At 66.3% G+C, this 16,922-nt stretch carries 14 protein-coding genes; 10 read left to right on the top strand and 4 right to left on the bottom strand.

Annotated features, from left to right (window positions below; translation table 11 throughout):
* Positions 1-11: 11 nt before the first annotated feature.
* From ACYQ8K_RS04665 to ACYQ8K_RS04650, 4 genes are all read right to left on the bottom strand, one after another.
* Positions 12-971, bottom strand: a complete 960-nt coding sequence (locus ACYQ8K_RS04665; protein WP_459967225.1) for a phosphotransferase family protein — start codon at positions 969-971, stop codon at positions 12-14.
* Positions 972-1,769: an SDR family NAD(P)-dependent oxidoreductase gene (locus ACYQ8K_RS04660; RefSeq protein ID WP_459967224.1), complete on the bottom strand. Its 798-nt coding sequence runs from the start codon at positions 1,767-1,769 to the stop codon at positions 972-974.
* An 83-nt stretch (positions 1,770-1,852) separates the two neighbouring features.
* Positions 1,853-2,278 carry a DoxX family protein gene (locus ACYQ8K_RS04655; protein WP_459967300.1) on the bottom strand — a complete coding sequence of 142 codons (426 nt, stop codon included), beginning with the start codon at positions 2,276-2,278 and terminating at the stop codon, positions 1,853-1,855.
* Entirely contained in the window at positions 2,278-3,201 is a 924-nt protein-coding gene (locus tag ACYQ8K_RS04650) for an alpha/beta hydrolase (RefSeq protein WP_459967222.1), read from the bottom strand. Before ACYQ8K_RS04650 ends, ACYQ8K_RS04655 begins: the two co-directional genes overlap by 1 nt.
* A gap of 94 nt (positions 3,202-3,295) precedes the next feature.
* On the opposite strand from ACYQ8K_RS04650, the gene ACYQ8K_RS04645 reads away from it, so the two are divergent.
* The 10 genes from ACYQ8K_RS04645 (at position 3,296) to ACYQ8K_RS04600 (ending at position 16,919) form a co-directional block, all read left to right on the top strand.
* Positions 3,296-3,619, top strand: a complete 324-nt coding sequence (locus tag ACYQ8K_RS04645; protein WP_459967221.1) for a DMT family transporter — start codon at positions 3,296-3,298, stop codon at positions 3,617-3,619.
* Between the two features lie 71 nt (positions 3,620-3,690).
* Positions 3,691-4,632 carry an SAM-dependent methyltransferase gene (locus ACYQ8K_RS04640; RefSeq protein WP_459967219.1) on the top strand — a complete coding sequence of 314 codons (942 nt, stop codon included), beginning with the start codon at positions 3,691-3,693 and terminating at the stop codon, positions 4,630-4,632.
* A gap of 280 nt (positions 4,633-4,912) precedes the next feature.
* Positions 4,913-7,348, top strand: coding sequence for a glycogen/starch/alpha-glucan phosphorylase (locus ACYQ8K_RS04635; protein WP_459967299.1), 2,436 nt, complete (start codon positions 4,913-4,915; stop codon positions 7,346-7,348).
* 110 nt (positions 7,349-7,458) lie between these two features.
* Positions 7,459-8,952 (top strand): hypothetical protein, encoded by a 1,494-nt coding sequence (locus ACYQ8K_RS04630; protein ID WP_459967218.1) that lies wholly within the window; start codon positions 7,459-7,461, stop codon positions 8,950-8,952.
* A 37-nt stretch (positions 8,953-8,989) separates the two neighbouring features.
* Positions 8,990-9,175, top strand: a complete 186-nt coding sequence (locus tag ACYQ8K_RS04625) for a hypothetical protein (RefSeq protein WP_459967217.1) — start codon at positions 8,990-8,992, stop codon at positions 9,173-9,175.
* A 65-nt stretch (positions 9,176-9,240) separates the two neighbouring features.
* Positions 9,241-9,678, top strand: a complete 438-nt coding sequence (locus ACYQ8K_RS04620) for a hypothetical protein (RefSeq protein WP_459967215.1) — start codon at positions 9,241-9,243, stop codon at positions 9,676-9,678.
* A 250-nt stretch (positions 9,679-9,928) separates the two neighbouring features.
* The gene (locus ACYQ8K_RS04615; RefSeq protein WP_459967298.1) at positions 9,929-10,327 is read left to right on the top strand and encodes an MmpS family transport accessory protein; all 399 of its coding nucleotides are present in this window, start codon (positions 9,929-9,931) and stop codon (positions 10,325-10,327) included.
* Positions 10,324-13,167: an MMPL/RND family transporter gene (locus ACYQ8K_RS04610; protein ID WP_459967214.1), complete on the top strand. Its 2,844-nt coding sequence runs from the start codon at positions 10,324-10,326 to the stop codon at positions 13,165-13,167. Before ACYQ8K_RS04615 ends, ACYQ8K_RS04610 begins: the two co-directional genes overlap by 4 nt.
* Positions 13,164-13,991, top strand: coding sequence for a mycofactocin-coupled SDR family oxidoreductase (locus tag ACYQ8K_RS04605; RefSeq protein WP_459967212.1), 828 nt, complete (start codon positions 13,164-13,166; stop codon positions 13,989-13,991). Before ACYQ8K_RS04610 ends, ACYQ8K_RS04605 begins: the two co-directional genes overlap by 4 nt.
* Before the next feature lie 45 nt (positions 13,992-14,036).
* Entirely contained in the window at positions 14,037-16,919 is a 2,883-nt protein-coding gene (locus tag ACYQ8K_RS04600) for an ATP-binding cassette domain-containing protein (RefSeq protein ID WP_459967211.1), read from the top strand.
* The last annotated feature ends 3 nt before the right edge of the window (positions 16,920-16,922 follow it).

The raw sequence follows: 16,922 nt of genomic DNA, 5'->3' as shown, positions 1-16,922 counted from the left end.
TAACCCCGACGCTACGCGAGCGTCGATCGGGCGCGGTCGAGCAGCCTCGGCAAAACCGTTGCCATGGCTTCCAATTCGGCTCGCGGCGCGGCCCGGCGGCGATTGTGCTTGACGATCAGCGACCAGGTCGCCGCCGACTTGAAGCACGCCAGCGCGGTGAACCAGCCCAAATCTCCTATGCCGCAAGCTAACTCAGACCCATACAGCTCGGCGAGCTCGGCGACCGGTGGCACCATGCCGTCGGGCGCGCCAACCCGCCGGTACGTGTCCGGGTCGCAATTGATCAAAAACCAGCCCGCATCGATGCGCGGATCGCCTATCGACCAGATCTCCCAGTCGATGACGGCGTTGACACGCGATCCGGACGCGAGCAGGTTGCCCAGCCGGAAGTCACCGTGCACCACGCGGGGCGCCATCGCGTTCGGCGCGCAATCCAGCAGCGCATCGCGCACTTTCGGCCAGCCCGGCACCAGCGCCGGGTCGACGGTCGTCAGCGTGTCGGACCACCGGTGGACTTCGGCGACCGGGTCGACCACCGGCTGCCGGCCCAGCCCGAGGGCCGCTGGGGCGAGTCCGTGCAGCGCGGCCATGGTGCGGCACGCATTCCGGTACCGATCGCCCAGATGGGACGCGGGCGGGCAATCGTCGAATAACGGCTCCACACACTCGCCGTCGATGTGCGACATCACATACAGCGGCGGCGTGCCAGGCGGGTCACCCGCGTCCTCCCACAGCACCTTCGGCACCGGAACACTGGTCGCGCCAAGGGCTTTGATGATGCGGGCCTGTCGCAGCACGTCGCGATGCGCGACCGGTTCGACGCCCGGCGGCGCGACCTTGATCACCACGCGTTGGCCGTCCCTGCTGCCCGCGAAGGTCAGGCTGGAGGCTCCCCCGGTCAGCGGGACGACCCCGGTGACGCCGGCGCGGTCGAGTCGCCGGCGCAGCGCGGCAGGGTCCAGCTCGGCCATTCAGACCGCCGGCGCGGTCCAGCCGACCTCGGCGAGGAAAGGCTGGGTGTGTGCGACGCGCCCGGTCAGCGTCTTGGGATCGCCGGTGCACAACCGGAACGCCGTCTCGGTGATCAACGCGATGTCCTCGGTGTCGGCCTTGGCCAGATCGAGGGTGCCGGCGCCGGGCGTGGCCACCGGATTGGACGGGGCGGCGGCGTTGACCGCGATGCCATCGTCGTAGAGTTCGGCCGCAAGGCTTTTCGTCAACCGATTGAGCGCGGCCTTGGCCGTGCCGTAGATGCCGAATCCGGCGGTCCGATCGAACTCCGAGAACGGCGGACCGGGGGGCAGGTCGCCGCCCACCGAGGTCAGGTTCAGGATCCAGCCGCGTCCACGCTCGCGCATCGCGGGTATCGCCAGCTGACACAGGTGCAGGGGCCCCAGCACGTGCATCTCCATCATCAGCCGGGCACGGCGCTCGGGAAACCCGTCGAGGGACCGCAGGAACGTCACCGCGGCGTTGTTGACCAGGATGTCGGGCGCCCCGACGGCACCGGTCACCTCGGCGAAAAGCCGCTCCCTGTCTTCGGATTGGGATAGATCTGCTTGGACCGCAATGGCTTTGGCGCCCGCGGCGACGATCTCGTCGCGCGTCTGGCTCAGCGACCCCTGGTACTTCGGATCGGGGTCCATCGTGCGGGCGGTCAGCGCCACCGTCGCGCCTTCCGAAGCCAGCCGCACGGCGATCGCCTTGCCCAGCCCCCGGCTGCTTCCGGTGACCAGAGCCACCATCCCGTCGCATCGTTGTGCGCCCATCGTCGACCTCTCCGAACCCGTCCGTCGCTGGAAACAGCTTCTCCGTATCAGAGAATGCCATTATCGCCGGTCGAGGGGAAGCCTCAGCTGCCCGCCTTGCGGCGTAGCGCGTCGAGCGAGTAGGCGCCGCCGCCGGAGAAGACCAGCAGGAAGAAGGCGAAGCAGAACAGGACCGACAAGGCTCCACCGTTGCCGGCGGGCGGATCGGCGACGGGCCACAGCGCCTTGGGTTGATGAATCGAGAAGTAAGCGACCGCCATCTCCCCCGAGGCGACGAACGCGGCGGCGCGGGTGAACAACCCGCTTGCGATCAGCAGACCCGTGACGATCTCGATCAGTCCGGCATACCACTCCGGCCAGAGGGCGAACCCGATGTGAACGGGCGAGCGGACCGGCCAGTCAAAGACGCTTCGCGATCCGTATGCGGCGAAGAGCAAACCGTAGACGCATCGAAACAGGCTGAGCACGGCAGGGGCGTAACGGGCCAGTCTCTGGTCGAGCCCATTCATCACGCTGGCAAGGTTACGGTGGCGGCCCAGGCGAGCAGGCGACGCCACAGCCGATGCCGGCTCGACGCCATGTTGTGGCAGTGCGCGCTGTCGGCCAGCACGATCGTGGTGATGTCGGGGCTGCTGCGGTACAGGGCTGCCTCGGCGCGCGGATCCGGCGAGACGTCGACCACGCCGTAACCGACGAGCACCGGGACGTCGATCCGCGCCGCGTGCTCGGCGACGACGCCGGGGACCATCGCCGTGCCGAACACCCGGGGAACGACCGACTTGGCGGTGACGGAGTCGGCCGCGACGACGTCGGCGGGCACGTCGGCGAGGTGAAACCAACTCTGCAGCTGCTCGCGCGGCCCCTCGAAATACGGCTGCGGAAGGGCGGACAGAATTTCGGCGGCCAGCTCGGTGCGGCCTTGCGGGGTGGCGCAGCGCGCGACGATCGCGGCATCCAGGTTCAGTGGCGCGACGTGTTGATTGGTGCAACCCAGCACCGCCAGCCCCGCATAACCGGCAAACAACGCTTGCTGGGTGATGGCGAGATAGCCGCCCAGCGAATGCGCCATGGCGACCGGCGACGCGTGGACGCCGATCGTTTCCGGCAGGGCGGAGACGGCACACGCCAGCGTCGCGGCGATATCGCCGAAGTCGAAATCGCGTGCGGGCTGCGAGCTTTCACCGGTTCCCAAGGGATCGATCGTCACGACGGGGTAGCCGTTCTCGGTGGCGAAGCCGGCGAAGCTGTACCCGTGGTGGCCGGGGATGTCGAGGTCCCAGTATTCGCGGCTGTAGGTACCGCCCGGTAGGCAGACCAACACTGCAGGGGCCGGTTCGTGGCCGCGGGCGGGATAGTACGTCGCGGCCAGTGACGCGCGTTCCCCGATCACCTCGCTGACATCGAACTCCAGTGGATGCCCGGCAAGCGTCATACGGCGCAACCCTTCGTCGGCGAGCGGAAGGCGACGTTCATTGCCTCCCTGTGATGTAAATACGTACGTGTATCTGGGTATGCAAGGAGGCGTTTTGACCTATCTCTTTCTCCTCGGCGCGATATTCGCGGAGGTGATAGCGACCAGCCTGCTCAAGAGCACCGACGGCTTCAGCCGGTTGTGGCCGACCGTGGTGTGCCTGATCGGTTATGCCGTCTCCTTCGCGCTGCTCGCGGTGTCGATTTCGCGCGGCATGCAGACCGACGTCGCCTACGCGTTGTGGTCCGCGATCGGTACCGCCCTGATCGTCCTGATCGCCGTGCTATTCCTAGGCTCGTCGATATCCGTGGCGAAGGTGCTCGGTGTCGGGCTGATCATCGCCGGGGTGGTGACACTGAATCTGACCGGCGCGCACTGAGCGGGGTGCCATCCCCCAGAGCGGTGTTCCGCCGTTTTGTACTGTGTCCAGTTATCTTTCGGAGGTTCACGATGACGGTACCCAACGACGACAGCTGGGGTCCGGCCACCGGTGTGGGAACCACGGCCACGATGGCGGCTGCGGCGAGGGCCATCGCCACCAGGGATGGGGTCATCAGCGATCCATTCGCCGAGCCGCTGGTGCGGGCGGTCGGTGTGAACTTTCTGACCCGCTGGGCTACCGGTGAGCTGGTCGCCTCGGATGTCGACGTCGAGGGCAGCCCATGGGGCCTGGCCCAGATGCCTGCATCGATTGCGGCCCGCACGCGGTACTTCGACGAGTTCTGTGCCGATGCCGCAGCGGCGGGCATTCGTCAAACCGTCATCCTCGCCTCGGGCCTCGACGCCCGCGCCTATCGACTGGACTGGCCGACAGGAATGAAGGTGTTCGAGATCGATCAGCCGGCCGTCATCGAGTTCAAAACCACGACGCTGTCGCGGCTCGGTGCCGAACCAAAAGTCGACCTGTGCACGGTTGCGATCGACCTGCGCGACGACTGGCCGTCGGCACTGGCGACGGCGGGTTTGGACACCGGTAAACCCACGGCGTGGATCGCCGAAGGCCTGTTCGGCTATCTGGCACCAGCGGCTCAGGATGGGCTGCTCGATACGGTCACTGCGCTGAGCGCGCCAGGCAGCCGACTCGGGAGCGAGGCTGTGCCGAATACCGCCGACATGGACCCCAACGCAGCGCGCGAACGTATGCGCGAGGCGACGGCCAAGTGGCGCGACCACGGCTTCGAACTCGACTTCGCCGTGATCGGGTTTGAGGGTGAGCGCCACGACGTCGGTGCGTACCTGAAGGCGCACGGCTGGACGTCGGTCGCAACGCCGATGGCCAAGCTGCTCGCCCGCCACGGGTTGAGGGCGATCGCGCGGGCCGACGATAATCGACAGACTATGAATGGCGTCACCTACTACGCGTCCACGTTGGGCACAGCGCGTAAGCGTTAGCGGAGCTGCCCTGCACAGGTTTTGACAATTGCTCGCGTTTCGTTGCCGGCCGGTGAGCGCTTGTTCACGTTTCGGACTGCCGTTGCGCGTCTGATGTGCAAATATCGCTGCAAGACTGACGGTCTGTCGCCACCGGGCGTCGCAGCGGCCCGGGGCGGTGCTGCCCGCCACCCCCTAGCGAGTAGGACCCACCATGACCGATGTCGATTCGACGCCCTCCGACGGACTCTCCCCCGGCAACCCCACCCGGGCCGACTTGGTCGAGCATTCTCGCACCGGGATGGGCGCGGCGGCACTACAGCGCGCGATCAACGACCACCTGCGCTACTCGATCGGGCGCCCGGCGGCGGCCCGGCGCCCCGAGCACTACTACCGCGCGCTCGCCCTCGCGGTGCGGGACCGCATGCAGGATCGCCGGGTGGCCTCGACGCAGACCTCACTGGACCTCGGGCGCAAGGTGACCTGCTACCTGTCGGCCGAGTTCCTGATGGGCCCGCAGCTGGGCAGCAATCTGCTGAACCTGCAGATGGAGCGGGCCGCGCGCGAGGCGCTGGCGGCGATGGGCCAGAACCTCGACACGGTGCTGGCCTGCGAGGAGGAGCCCGGGCTGGGCAACGGCGGCCTCGGCAGGCTCGCCGCGTGCTACCTGGACTCGCTGGCCACCCTGGAGCGTCCGGCGATCGGCTACGGCATCCGCTACGAGTTCGGCATTTTCGATCAGGAGATCCACGATGGCTGGCAGGTCGAGCAGACCGACAACTGGCTGGACAACGGAAACCCCTGGGAGATCGCCAAACCCGACGTCAGCTTCTTGGTCAAGTGGGGCGGCTACGCCGAGCACTACACCGATGAGGCCGGCCACGACCGCGTCCGCTGGGTGCCCGGACGACTGCTGAAGGGCACCGCCTACGACACGCCAATCCAGGGCTACGGTGTCAACACGTGCAACGTGCTGACGTTGTGGAGCGCGCGCGCCGTCAAATCGTTTGCGTTGGAGGCCTTCAACACCGGTGACTACTACAAGGCGGTCGAGGACGAGGTCACGTCCGAGACCGTAACCAAGGTGCTGTATCCCAATGACGAGCCCGAGGCCGGCAAGCGGCTGCGCCTGCTGCAGCAGTACTTCTTCGTGTCCTGCTCGCTGCAGCACGTGTTGCACATCATGGACGACCTCGCCGACGTGTCCGTCAAGGAACTACCGCAGCGGTTTGCCTTGCAGCTCAACGACACCCATCCCTCGATCGGGGTCGCCGAGCTGATGCGGCTGCTGGTCGACGAGCGCGAACTGGACTGGGACGAGGCGTGGGACATCACCGTCGCAACGTTCGGCTACACCAACCACACCCTGCTGCCCGAGGCGCTCGAGACCTGGCCGCTGGAGATGTTCGCCGAGTCGCTGCCCCGCCACCTCGAGATCATCTACGAAATCAACCGCCGGTTCCTCGACGAGGTGCGCAGCCGCTTTCCCGGTGACGAGGAGCGCATCGCCCGGATGTCGCTGATCGGTGAGAACGGCGGCAAGAATGTCCGGATGGCGCACCTGGCCACCGTCGGCAGCCACGCCGTCAACGGTGTCGCCGCACTTCACTCGGAGCTGCTGAAAAGCAGTGTGCTCAAAGACTTTTACGAGATGTGGCCGGAACGTTTCAGCAACAAGACCAACGGTGTGACGCCGCGCCGCTTCCTCGCGCTGGCCAACCCCGGGCTGCGCGAACTGCTGGACCGCACCGTCGGTGACGGCTGGTTGACCGACCTGGGCCGCTTACGCGGGCTCGAGCCGTTCGTCGACGACGCCGCGTTCCGGCGCGAGTGGCGCGACATCAAGCGCAACAACAAGTCACGCCTGGCCAGATACATCCACTCGGTCGCCGGCGTCGAACTGAACCCGGACTGGATGTTCGACGTCCAGGTCAAGCGCATCCACGAATACAAGCGCCAGCATCTCAACGTCCTGCACGTCGTTGCGCTCTACCACCGGCTCAAGCAGAATCCCGGCCTGTCGATCCCGCAGCGCGCCTTCGTCTTTGGCGGCAAGGCCGCCCCCGGGTATTTCCTGGCCAAGCGAATCATCAAGCTGATCAACGCTGTCGGGGAAACGGTGAACGCGGACCCGGACGTGAACCGATTCCTGAAGGTGGCATTCGTGCCGAACTTCAACGTGCAGAACGCCCATATGATCTACCCGGCCGCCGATCTGTCCGAGCAGATCTCCACCGCCGGCAAGGAAGCCTCGGGCACCGGGAACATGAAGTTCATGATCAACGGCGCGCTGACCATCGGCACCCTGGACGGGGCGAACGTCGAGATGCGCGACGAGGTCGGGCCGGAGAACTTCTTCCGCTTCGGCCTGACGGAGGAGCAGGTCGCGGCGGTCAAGGCCGACGGGTATCGTCCGGCCGATTACGTCGACGGCAACGACGAGCTGCGCGCGGTGCTGGATCTCATTGCCGGCGGGACGTTCTCGCGTGGGGACGCCGAAGTATTCCGGCCCCTGGTGGACAACCTGCGCTACGACGACCCCTTCCTGGTGTGCGCCGACTACGCGTCCTACGCGGACTGCCAGGACCGGGTCAGCGCGGCCTGGCAGGACCGGGAGTCGTGGACGAAGATGTCGATCCTCAACACCGCGCGAAGCGGCAAGTTCTCGTCGGATCGCGCCATTGCCGAGTACTGCGACGAGATCTGGAACGTCTGGCCACTGACGATCAAGATCTAGCCCTGACCGGGCAAATCCGGCGCCGCGCCCGCGGTTGGCCGCCCGCCCCGGCGGCGGATCCGTCGGAAACGGGCTAGGGTGGGCGCTCACGCCACGACGGCAGGAGAGATGTGACTTCACGCTTCCGCGGCCTTGCACTGGCCGCGTTGACCATGGTGCTCGCACTGCTGCTCGCTCCGTCCGCCTCGGCTGACACCTACACGGACCAGCTGGTGAACAGATTCGACGCCCAGACGCACGTGGTGGTCGACCCGGGTGCCAGGCCGCCGCTGCAGAACCCCGACAAGCTGAACCAGCAGATCCTCACCAGCTCGTGGACGTGGAGTTCGGGGCCTCCGGTCTGGGTCGCGGCGGTATCGCCCGCCCAGAGCGGTGTGACCACGGCCGACGCCGTCCATGACGCCATGCTGGCCCGCAATGCCGAATTCAGCGGCGTCATTCTGGTGATCGATTCCCGCGGCTACCACGTCCGCGCGTACAACGTGCCCAAGGCCGTCGCGGACGATGTCGATCGATTGATGAATCAGTCGGCGAAGGACCACCGCAACGACCCCTACGGCGCGACGAGCGCCTTTGTCGGCAAGCTGGCGAGCGTCAACGCGGCCTCCCACGGTCCGGTGACCACCTCTCCCGTCGCGCACGAAAAGCACGACGACTGGGCCTGGCTGAAGGTTACGCTGGTGATCGTCGGCATCGGGCTGGCCATGGCCGGCCTGCTCTTGTTCGCGGTGGACCGAAATCGTAAGCACCGCAAGAACTCCGAGGCGCGTGAGGAAATCAAGCAGGGGTTGATCGCGGCCACGTCGAGCGTCAGCGACCTCGACAACGCGGTGCTGGCCGGAGACGGCGCCGATGTCAGCGCCGAGTCGTTGAAAGCCAATTCCAGCCTGCATGACGCCCGAAAGGCTTATGACAAAGGCGATTACGGTGCAGCGCGGGCGCATCTTCGGGTGGTGGAGGCCACGGTCGCCAAAGCCAACCGCAAGCTCGACCCCCGGCAACCCAGGCCCGACGTTGCCGCCGTGACGTCGGTGCCCGCCGACGATCGCAAGCAGGCGAGCGTGCGCACCACGAACCCCGACACCGGCGAATCGGTGACGATCAACAACAACAACTACAGCACCACCGCGCAGCCCGGCTACCCGTACTACTACGGCGGTGGCTACCACAACGGAATGTTCTTCTATCCCGGCTATTACCCGTACGCGTTCTGGGGTCCGGGCTGGACGTGGGCGCTGACCGACGTGCTGCTGATGGATGCGCTGCTCGACGACCATTGGGGCGGCAGCTACGAGCGCGGCTTCGAGGCCGGCCGCGACTCGGCCTTCGCCGATGCCAACAGCTACGCCGATGACGGCGGCCAGGGCGTGGGGTACGACAGCGCACCCGCCGATGGGGGATTCACCGGCGGCTACCAGGACTCGGGCGGCGCAGGCATCGGATTCGCTGGCGGTGACGCCGCATACTCTGGCGGCGGTGACGTGGGCTTTGGCGGCGGCTGGGACTCCGGTGGCGGCTGGGATTCCAGCGGCTCAGATTTCGGCGGCGGTTCGGACTTCGGCGGCGGCGGGTCCGATTCCGGTGGCGGCGACTTCGGGTTTTGACGCGGCGCCGGGCAGGTCGAGAAGTTAGGTTCCTTCGATGAGTACGGACAAGATCAATCGCGCCATCCTGCTCGTCATGGTAGTGATCGGCGCGATCGCGTACGGCGTGCTGTACAGCCACGCGTCAATCGTCTTCAGGCTGTTGGTGCCGCTCGCCCTGATCATCCTGGTCGTATTGATCGTCCGGGACGTCATCAAGGACCAGGACTCCGGAAAGCGCTGAGGCCCGCCGCGACGGCTACTGAGGTAGCGTTCTGAGGAGTCTTCGATGGTTCGGCAGGAGAGCAGATGACCGCAATGCTGGAGTCGGGCCTATTCGGTTTTCTCACGGTAGTAAGCCTTGCGCTCGCGTTGACATTCGTTGCTCTCGCCGCTGTATACGTGAAACGGTTGGGAGACCGAACACCTCTTCCAATAAGCGACGACATTGGCAGTGCCAAAGCCGTTACGCGTAAAGTGCGCAAAGGCGAACCGATGTCGCAGGAAGAGTTGGATTATGCGCGGGAGATCGTGGGCCGTCGCAGCTCCGTGATGACGTTCTCCATCCCCGCTGCGTTATTCAGTGCGGGATGCTTTTATGTGTTCGGCAGCCTTTACCACTTGCACGGTGCGACGCCCTCCGAACGGACATTTCTCGGGGTGTTCCCGATGTTGGCCGCCATGAACTTCACGACTCAGATTCTGCGCAGCAGACGTTTGAGAAGGCGGCTGCGGAAATTGTCCTGACGCCACACCGGACCGGGCGTCTCATGCGGCCACGGGCAGATCGGTACGCCGCCGGCAGCTCGGGTCGCGTTGCGGTTGCGTTGTCGCTAATCTTTGCACGATCATATGTCCATTGGATACATGAACGTCTACTATCCGCATGTGCACGAGCGCGGGAGCGGGGGCGAGAACACGATGTGCGGACCGGATTCCGAAGGGTGATGGCGTGAGCCCCCGTTCAGCCGGCAGGACCGTCTTGGCCCGGGCCTGGATGCCTCTGGTTGCGGTCGTTGCGGTCGGGGTGGGGGCGGTGGCCATGTGGAAGGTGCACCAGTTCTCCGAACCCCCGCCAGTCGTCACTGTCAACGAACCGGCGGCGCCGCCGGAGTTCAGTATCAAACGAATCGACTACGAGGTTTTCGGCTCCGTCGGGCAAGGGGGGACGCTCGTCTGGGTGGACTACGACGGGCATCCGCACACGGTCGACCTGACGAGCTTGCCGTGGTCGCACACCGAGTCGACCACGCTCACCGTGGTGTCCGGCAGCATCTCGGCGCAGGTCCATGGTGGTTCAGTCGGCTGCCGGCTGCGGGTGAATGGCGTTGTCCGCGCTGAACAGTCCGATACCCACCAGGATGCGCACGTCTTTTGTCTGGTGAAGTCCGCATGAGCGAGCATCCAGCCGAGCACCGCGTGAAACGACCTTTCGTCCCCAGAATGGTCCGCATCTTCGCGATACCGATCATTGCCTTCTGGGCCCTTCTCGCTATTTCGACGAACACCTTCATGCCGCAGGTAGAGCGGGTCGCTGAAGAACTCGCGGGGCCGGTGGTCCCGCACTATGCGCCGTCGCAGCGGTCGTTGCTGGCCATCGGTGCGAAATTCCAGGAGTCCAATTCGACCAGCTTGGCCATGGTCGTGCTGGAAGCCAACCGGCAGCTGGGCGACGGCGACCATCAGTACTACGACGAGTTGATGCGCCGGCTGTTGCGGGACACCAAGCATGTGCAGTCCGCCATTGATCTGTGGGGGAAGCCGATCACCGCGGCAGGCGCGCAGAGTCTCGACGGCAAATGCACGTACGTGCTGTTGCGTCTCGCGGGTGATATCGGCCAAATGCAAGCGAACGAGTCCGTTGCCGCCGTACGGGATATCGTCGCCAAGGACACTCCGCCGCCTGGGCTCAAGGTCTACGTCAGCGGCGCGGCCCCGCTCGCCAAAGACACGGTGGCTATTGCGAATAACAGCTTGAACAACATCACGATCGTGACGATCTTCCTCATTCTCGGGATGTTGCTGCTGGTGTACCGCTCCATCGTCACCCTGTTTGTGCCCTTGGCCGGGGTTCTGTTCGAGCTGCTGGTCGCGAAGGGGGTCACCGCAACCCTCGGGCATCTCGGGTACATCGAGCTCTCGTCATTCGCGGTGAACATCGTCGTCGCACTGACCCTGGGAGCGGGGACCGATTACGGCATCTTCCTGATCGGCCGCTATCACGAGGCGCGACACGACGGCGAAAGCAGGGAGGAGGCGTTTTACACCGCATACAAGAGTGTCGTGCCGGTCATCCTCGGCTCCGGGCTGACGATCGCGGGGGCGTGTTACTGCTTGACGTTCGCGCGACTCAACTACTTCCACACCATGGGCCCGGCCGTCGCTATCTCCATGCTGTTCACCATCTCGGCAGCCCTGACGCTCGGCCCGGCCTTCTTGACCGTGGGCAGCCTGTTCGGGCTCTTCGACCCGAAAAGCAAGGCCAAGGCGCACCTGTATCGGCGCATCGGGACGAGTGTGGTCCGGTGGCCGGTGCCGATCCTGTTCGCCAGCTCCGCTGCGGTGTTACTCGGCGCGATCTTCGTGCCTACGTACCGGCAGAACTATGACGACCGGCAATACCAGCCGATCAAGGGTCTCGCCAATCAGGGTTTCGCGGCGGCGGATCGGCACTTCCCGAAGAGCAAGCTGTTCTCCGAGATGCTGATGATCGAGTCCGATCACGACCTGCGAAACTCGGCTGACTTCATCTCACTGGACCGCGCGGCCAAGGCGCTCGAACGCCTTCCCGGCGTGGCGATGGTGCAAAGCATCACCAGGCCCATGGGCCGAGCTTTGGAACATGCCACGATTCCCTACTTGTTCACCACACAAGGCAGCGGGAACGGTCAACAGCTTCCGTTCAACCAGCAGCAAAACGCCAACACCAGCCAGCAGGCACAGATCACGACGCATACCGTCGCGGTCTTGCGCAAGGAAATCGGCTTCTTTCAGCGGGTGTCCGACGAACTGCATCAGACGGTGCTCACCGTTGAGGACCTGGAACGGGTCAGCAACGAAATGAACGAGGAAGTCTCCAACCTTGACGACTTCTTCCGCCCGGTCAAGAGCTACTTCTATTGGGAGAAGCACTGTTTCGACATCCCCATCTGCTGGGCATTCAGATCGTTGTGGGACACGATCGACCACATCGACCACCTGGCCGAAGACATCAAGTTCGCGAGAGTCTCTCTCGTGGAGGTGGATCAGGCGTTCCCGCAGATCATCGCGCAACTGAAACTCACGGCCGACGACTCGGAGTCTTTGGCGGCTCTGTTGGTCAACACCTACGGTTCCTCGTCTCTGCAGACCACCCAGACCGACCAGACATACTTCGACCAGGTCAATGTGGGGCTCGACTTCGACCAGTCCCGTAGCGACGACTTCTTTTACATCCCGCACGAGGGCTTCGACAACGAAGACGTCAAGACCGGCATGAAGCTGCTGATGTCGCCGGACGGCAAAGCTGCTCGTTTCATCGTCACCCACACGGGGGACGCCAATGGCCCGGAAGGCGTGCAGCACGTCGAACAATTCCCCAACGCGATAACCGCCGCGCTCAAAGAGACCTCGCTGGCCGGCGCGAAAGTTTATATCGGCGGTTCGGGATCAACCAATAAGGACATCAAGCAATACGCCGCCTCCGATCTGCTCATCGTGGCGATCGCGGCATTCGTGCTGATCTTCTTGATCATGTTGTTCCTGACGCGAAGTCTGATGGCCGCCATCGTCATCCCCGCCACGGTGGCCTTCTCCTACGCCGGTGCGTTCGGGCTCTCGATACTCGTCTGGCAGCACCTCATCGGCCTACCGCTGTACTGGCTGATCCTGCCGTTGACGTTCATCATCCTGGTGGCGGTGGGTTCCGACTACAACTTGCTGTTGATCCTGCGTGTCAAAGAGGAACTGCACGCCGGAATTCACACCGGCCTCATCCGCGCGCTCGGGAGTACGGGTGGCGTGGTGACATCGGCGGGTCTGGTGTTCGCGTTCACCATGCTCGCGATGCTGAGCAGCCAGCTTCGAACCGTCGGCCAGGTGGGTTCGACCGTGTGTATCGGCCTGCTGCTCGACACGCTGATCGTGCGTTCGTTCGTCGTGCCGTGCATCCTGCGGATCATGGGACCCTGGTTCTGGTGGCCCACACTGGTGCGTACGCGTCCGCTGCCGCAGCAACGAAAGGCCCAGATCGCATGAGCGACAACGACAAACCCCTGGCCGGCCGGGTCGCGTTCGTCACCGGCGCCGCACGCGGACAGGGCCGTTCGCATTGCGTGAGGCTGGCCCGAGCCGGAGCCGACGTCGTCGCCATCGACGCCTGCGGCCCGGTGGCCGCGAACAACGGCTACCCGGCGTCGACGCCGGAGGACCTGGCCGAAACCACCAGCCTGGTGGAAAGCGAAGGCCGCAAGATGCTGGCCGCGCACGTCGACGTGCGCGACGCCGCCGGGCAGCAGCGCATCGTCGACGAGGCGATCACCCAGTTCGGCCGCCTCGACATCGTCGTCGCCAACGCCGGCGTGCTGAATTGGGGCCGGCTGTGGGAGATTTCGGCACAGCAATGGCAGGACGTCCTCGACACCAACCTGACCGGCGTCTGGAACACCATCAAAGCCGCTGTGCCCGCGATGATTCGGGCGGGCAACGGCGGCTCGATCATCACCATCAGCTCGGCCGCGGGCGTGAAGGCCGTACCCGGTTGCGGTCACTACTGCGCCAGCAAGTTCGGTGTGGTCGGGCTGACGAACTCGCTGGCGGTCGAACTCGGCGGATACGGCATCCGGGTGAACTCGGTACACCCGTACGGCACCGACACCCCGATGGGCAACGACCCCTCGATGTGGCAGCTGTTCGCCGACAACCAGACCTACATTCACAGCTTCTCCCCCGGCGCGTTGCCCACCGACTCGCTCGCCGACCCGAACCTGGTCTCCGACATCGTCCTGTGGCTTGCCAGCGACGCGTCGTCACTGGTGACGGCCGCGCAAATTCCCGCGGACAAGGGCTACCTGAAGATCTGATGAGAGAGCCGCCGGGCGCGCCGCCGACGACGGCATAATCGTGTCGTGAAGGCACCCGGCGCCGCGACGCCGAAAGCGCGCGCCGGATCGCTGCGACCCGGCGAACTGGCGCAAGCATCGGTGATGGGCGCCCTGTGCGCGGCGATCGCCATCATCGCGGTCGTCCTTCCGCACGGCGGGGGGCTCGGCCTGCTCGGCAGCGTGCCGACCGGGCTGCTGGCCTATCGCTACCGGATCCGCGTTCTGATCACCGCGACGGTCGCCGCCGGCGTGATCGGCTTCCTGGTCGTCGGCCTGAGCGGCCTGGGCGCGATCGGGCTCTGTGCCTATGTCGGGGGCCTGGCCGGAACCGTCAAGCGGCACGGCCGCGGCACGCCCACCGTCACCGTGGTGTCCTGCGGCGCGGGCGTCGTCGTCGGCGCCGGCATGGTCGTCGCGCTGACCGTGCTGACCCGGTTCCGGCAACTCGCCTTCCACGCCGCGAGCGCCAGCGTGGACGGCGCCTCGACGGTCGTGTCGCGGGTGCCGCAGCTGCGTCCGGCCGCGCAAGAGTTCAAGGCGTTCTTCGCCGAGGCGCTGCATTACTGGCAGTGGCTGGTGCTCGGGTACGCCGTCTTCGCCATCGTGGGCGCCTCGCTGGTCGGCTGGTGGGCGTTGTCGCGGGTACTGGAGCGGCTGCGCGGGATTCCCGACGTGCACAAGCTGGACGCCCCCGCCGGCGACGGGCCGATCCGGCCCGTCCCGGTCCGGCTGGACCGGGTGCGCCTGCGCTACCCGCACGCCGACCACGACGCGCTGCGTGCGGTCGACCTGGACGTGCGAACTGGGGAGCACATCGCGGTCACCGGCGCCAACGGCTCCGGAAAGACGACGCTGATGTTGATCCTGGCCGGCCGCGAACCGACCTCGGGCACCGTCGACCGCCCGGGGGCGGTCGGGCTCGGCGAACCCGGCGGCACCGCGGTCATCATGCAGCACCCGGAGAGCCAGGTGCTGGGCACGCGGGTCGCCGACGACGTGGTCTGGGGACTGCCGCCCGGCAAGACCACCGACATCCCCCGGCTACTCGGCGAGGTCGGTTTGGCCGCGCTGGCCGACCGCGACACCGGCAGCCTGTCCGGCGGAGAGCTGCAGCGCCTGGCCGTGGCCGCGGCGCTGGCGCGCGAGCCGGCGTTGCTGATCGCCGACGAGGTCACAAGCATGGTCGATCGGCAGGGCCGGGAGAAACTGCTCGCCGTGCTGTCCGGCCTGACCGAACGCCACCAAACCGCGCTGGTGCACATCACCCATTACAACGACGAGGCCGAATACGCCGACCGCGCAATCACACTCGGCGACGCATCGGTCGAGACCGATCTGGTGCAGAGCGCGACCGCCCCGGCGCCGACGGTGACAACCGATCTCGCCTCCGACGCACCGGTGCTCGAACTCGTCCACGTCGGACACGAATACGCCGGCGGCACGCCGTGGGCTCAGACCGCGCTGCGCGATGTCAGCTTCGCGGTGCACCAGGGTGACGGGCTGCTGATCCACGGCGGAAACGGTTCCGGCAAGTCGACACTGGCGTGGATCATGGCCGGATTGACCACGCCGGCCACCGGCGCCTGCCTGCTCGACGGGCGCCCGACCGCCGACCAGGTGGGCTCGGTCGCGCTGCAGTTCCAGGCGGCGCGGCTGCAGTTGATGCGCAGCCGGGTCGACCTGGAAGTGGCGTCGGCGGCCGGGTTTTCACCCTCCGATCACGCCCGGGTGACCGCGGCCCTGGCCGCCGTCGGCCTGGATGCCGGGCTGGCAAAGCGGCGCATCGACCAGCTCAGCGGTGGCCAGATGCGTCGCGTCGTGCTGGCCGGGCTGCTCGCGCGCTCGCCACGGGTGTTGATCCTCGACGAGCCGCTGGCGGGGCTGGATGCCGCCAGCCAGCGCGGGCTCGTCCAGTTGCTCACCGAGCGGCGGCGCGACACCGGCCTGACCGTGGTGGTCATTTCGCATGACTTCGCCGGGCTTCAGGAGCTGTGTCCGCGCACCCTGCACCTGCAGGACGGTTCGCTGCAGCCGGCACCGGCTGCGGCCCAGCATAGTTCGGTCGCTACCGCCGCCGCGGCCAAGCGCGCGTCCGGTCGCCGGCGCCCGGTCGTGCTGCTACGGCCGGTGCCGGGCAGCTCGCCCATACACGAGCTGTGGGCCGGAACCAAACTGCTTGTGGTGTTCGGCATTTCGTTGCTGCTGACACTTTTCCCGGGCTGGGTCGCGATCGGGCTCACCGGCGCGCTGGCGGTAACGGGACTACGGCTGGCGCGCATCCCGCGGGGCGTGCTGCCGTCGGTGCCGCGCTGGCTGTGGATCGTGCTGGTAATCGTCGGCATCAACGCGGCGTTCGCCGGCGGCAGCCCGAGGGTGCACCTGGGCACGATGTCGCTGGGCTTCGGCGGCCTGCTGGACTTTCTGCGCCTTACCGCGCTGTCGGTGGTGTTGCTCGCCCTGGGCGCACTGGTGTCGTGGACGACCAACGTCGCCCAGGTCGCCCCGGCGGTCGCGACTTTGGGTCGCTTCCTGCGCCCGCTGCGGATCCCCATCGACGACTGGTCCGTCGCACTGGCGCTCGCGCTGCGCACCTTCCCGATGCTCATCGACGAATTTCGGGTGCTCTTCGCCGCCCGCCGGTTACGGCCCAAGCGGCCGCCGCAGACCCGCTGGGCCAGGCTGCGACGCCCGGCGACCGACGTGATCGACGTGGTCGTCGCGGTCATCACCGTGACACTGCGCCGCGCTGACGAAATGGGCGACGCCATCACCGCCCGCGGCGGCACCGGTCAGATCTCCGCCGCCCCGTCGCGACCGAAACCGGCCGATTGGCTGGCACTTTCGATCGTGCTGGCGGTGTGCGGTGCGGCCGTTGCCGCCGAGCTCGCGTTGTACGCCGGCCACTGACCC

Source organism: Mycobacterium sp. MUNTM1, from assembly GCF_054660795.1.
Note: the sequence above shows the minus strand (reverse complement) of the source record. Positions and strands in the feature narration are given on the sequence as shown.